Genomic DNA, 3,213 nt, shown 5'->3' with positions numbered 1-3,213 from the left:
AATCCTTGTTCCGCAAGCCCGAAGTCCGCTACGCCGCCTCCTGACCATCAACTATTTGCCTTACGGGTCAATAACCAACTCTCCATCAAACCCGGGGCTTGACAGTTGGTGAAGGCATCGAACAGCGCCGGGCTCCTCGCGCTTGCGGACAAGCTGATCGAGGAACCCGGCGCTGTCACCGCCCAGGCGTAGGGATCACGCGGACAACGCGACCTCGGAACGCTGGCTCAGGGCGTCCAGGATCGCCGCACCGTAGCCGGTCACATCACCGGTGCCCATCGTCAACACCACGTCGCCGCGACCAGCCATCCCCCCGACGATCCGGGACACGTGATCCGCGCCAAGCGGCAGGCAGTATTGGCCGTCACGCAAGTGAGTCACGATGACTGTTGCGTCGGCCGCCGGTCGCCCCTGAGGCACGGTGCCGTGTACGTCGAGCAGCAGGACGTGATCGGCCTTGTCCGCCAGGAGGCGGCCGATCCGCGAACTGAAGGCCAGCACCCGGGCGTGTCCGGACGGCTGGAACACCACGATGACCCGGCCGCGAGCCAGAGTGCGGGCGGCTTCCAGGTCTGCGGCAATCTCCTTCGGGTGGTCAGCATAGGAGTCGATCACCGTCACTCCGGCCCGAGTGTCGACGTGCTCGAAGCGACGGCGTACCCCCGAGAAGGTGCACGCCGCGCTCGCCGCGTCGGTGGGGTCCAGGCCCAGGGCCACCGCGCACGCCACGGCCCCGACCGCGTTCTCCAGGTGATGCGCCGCCGGGGTCGGCAGAGTCAGCCGCACCGTCGTCCCGTTCGGCATCCGGACCGTCGCCGAAACGCTCCACCCCTCCGCGTGCACATCGAGCAGGCAGATATCGGCCGTGCGGCTCCGGCCATAGCGCAGCACCGTCAGGTCAGGTCGCTCGTCAGCGATGACCTCGGCGACCACGTTCGCGCCCACGCAGTCGGCGTTCGCGTTCAGGAACCCGTGATGAGCGATCCGGGAGCCGAACTCGACGTAGGCACGCATCACCGCGGCGTGGTTGACGAAGTTTTCCGGGTGGTCGTCAGTGACGTTGGTGATGATGGCCATGGACGGGGTGAGGAAGTGGACCGACCGGTCCGACTCGTCGGCCTCAGCGACCAGCAGGCGAGACCCGCCGAGACGGGCGCCAGAGCCCGGTCCGGTCAGGTCAGCCCCGACCAGGTAGGTCGGGTCCTCCCCGAGGGTCCGCAGGATGTGGGCCAGGAATGCCGGTCGTGGTGGACTTGCCGTGCGAGCCGGACACCGCAACGAGCCGCCGATTGGCGCTGAGCGCGTCGAGGACCTGCGCCCGGTGAACCACCGGGATACCGGCGGCGCGGGCCGCCTCGATCTCCGGCGCATTCTGGGCAACCGTGGTGTAAACGACGCAGCTCGCGCCCTGCACGTGGGAGGCGTCGTGCCCCACGTGCACCCGCACGCCCGCGACGCCCAAGGCCGCGAGTGTGGCGGAGTCGTTCAGGTCGCTGCCGCTGACCTGGTGGCCCAGTTCGGCCAGCAATCGGGCCAGGCCAGACATCGCCGACCCACCGACGCCCACGAAGTGCGGGCGGGACAGGTCAATCGGGCCGGTGTAAGCCTCGATCGTCGGGTTACCAGTGATCGTATCGGTCATGGTGCCATGTCTCCTTCAATGTGAGAGCACTGACGGGTTCCGTGCCGTGAGCTGACGTGCGAGGGGGTCCGCTCCTTCCGACGGGTGCGATTCCTTGCGCGCGGCCGAGGTGTCCTCGGGTCACAGCCTCGGCCGCGCGGGTCCAATCGAGTTGCGTCGGCCTGTAAGGCGAGGCCGGAGACGGTGGCGCGCCACCGCCGGGAAACGGGAGATAGCCAGTAGCCGGCGGCGCAGCACCAGATGCCTGTTGCTTCCGCTCTCGCTTGCGCGCTTCGCGGCACGAGGGACACGCACACGGGCGGCCACCAGGGAAGCGGAGTGACCGGTGCGGGCGATGCCTTGGTCGGATCAGATCCGCATCGTCGTCATCCATGTGCGACGCCACCGCTTCCGCAGGGTGAGGTGTTCGCGACGTCGCCAACGACGGCACGAGACGATGCCCCGAAGAGTGCAGGGCCGCCGATCCGACGCGCGTTGATCAGCTCAGGGCGCGTCGCTCCCGGGTTCCGCCTGGGTAGACGCAGTGAGTGGCGGAATACTCGAACGGCATCTTCGCGTTGCGGGCACGACCCCAACTTTCCGCAGCCGGCGCAACGGCGGCCCGGTGCTGCGCGAGGAAGCTTCTGCCGTCGAGGATGCCGTGGACGGCAAGGGGATCGATCCGGCCGTCGTCCTCGGCCAGGTCGTCTCGTTCGCCCTCGACGTGCCCTGGAAGGCCGACCTTGTCGGGGAACGACTTGTCTGGCCGGAGGGTGCCGGTAAGGACCTTGAGTACGAAGGGCCGTGGGTCGTCGTGCTGAGCGATCGCACCCGTGACGTGCTCACTGAGATCCCCGACGACCGCCTGCCGGGCCTGGCCGAGCAGTGGTCACACATCGAGGAGTTGTCCCGCTACAGCGACGTGCGGCCGGAGGTCATGCTGTCTCGCTTGCGAGAGTTCGTTGGACTCGCCCGCAGAGCGCGCACGAACGGGGAAAGTATCTACTGCTGGATCTGCCTCTAGTCGACTGCACGCAGGGCGGCCGGTATCCGGAGATCCGCTTCGTGGTCCGCCGCTACGACACGAGCACGAGTCGGACGATCAGCCGTTAGCCCGCTTCAGCCAGCGGAGACCGCCAGCCGACTCACCTCGTCGGGCACCACTTCGCCAGGTGCAGTCAGCCTTGCTCGGCTACGAAGGTGCCTCGCGCGTGCACGGTGACGACCAAGCCGCGTTCGCGCAACTCGCGCATCGCCATCCGGACGGTTCCGCGGGCCACACCGTACGTCTGCTGCAAGTGAAGTTCGCTCGGCAAGGGCTGTCCAGGTCGGAGCTTGCCCTCCTCGATCTGCTTGGCGAGCAGGTCAGCAACTGCCGGTAGAGCGGCATGTTGTTGAGCGGGCTCGTCATGGGCGGCAGCGTAGACACGCACATGATCTGTACGTGTTCAGGGATGTCCAGCTTCTAGACGTCAAGCTTACGACTTGGTGCGCGATAGCTGAGTGACCCGCGCCGATCATGAAGATGGCCGTGCGGGACGATCATGATTGTGACGTCAAGACCAGGCCGCACGGCCATGTCGCATCGTATC

Annotated in this window: 4 protein-coding genes; 1 reads left to right on the top strand and 3 read right to left on the bottom strand. The window is 67.2% G+C overall.

Translation table 11 applies throughout. The features are described from left to right. Positions 1-195 precede the first annotated feature (195 nt). Both ACLQ24_RS29070 and ACLQ24_RS29065 read right to left on the bottom strand, forming a co-directional pair. On the bottom strand, positions 196-1,077 hold the full coding sequence (locus ACLQ24_RS29070) for a glutamate ligase domain-containing protein (protein ID WP_425894932.1): 882 nt from the start codon (positions 1,075-1,077) through the stop codon (positions 196-198). A 100-nt stretch (positions 1,078-1,177) separates the two neighbouring features. Continuing rightward, positions 1,178-1,642: a Mur ligase domain-containing protein gene (locus ACLQ24_RS29065; protein WP_425894931.1), complete on the bottom strand. Its 465-nt coding sequence runs from the start codon at positions 1,640-1,642 to the stop codon at positions 1,178-1,180. Positions 1,643-2,246: 604 nt separating this feature from the next. On the opposite strand from ACLQ24_RS29065, the gene ACLQ24_RS29060 reads away from it, so the two are divergent. Then, entirely contained in the window at positions 2,247-2,645 is a 399-nt protein-coding gene (locus tag ACLQ24_RS29060) for a hypothetical protein (protein WP_425894930.1), read from the top strand. A 154-nt stretch (positions 2,646-2,799) separates the two neighbouring features. On the opposite strand, the gene ACLQ24_RS29055 is transcribed toward ACLQ24_RS29060, so the two are convergent. Next, positions 2,800-3,054, bottom strand: coding sequence for a GntR family transcriptional regulator (locus ACLQ24_RS29055; RefSeq protein ID WP_425894929.1), 255 nt, complete (start codon positions 3,052-3,054; stop codon positions 2,800-2,802). Positions 3,055-3,213 lie beyond the last annotated feature (159 nt).

Source organism: Micromonospora sp. DT4 (assembly GCF_049841675.1).
In the GTDB taxonomy this organism is placed as follows: domain Bacteria; phylum Actinomycetota; class Actinomycetes; order Mycobacteriales; family Micromonosporaceae; genus Micromonospora.
Note: the sequence above shows the minus strand (reverse complement) of the source record. Positions and strands in the feature narration are given on the sequence as shown.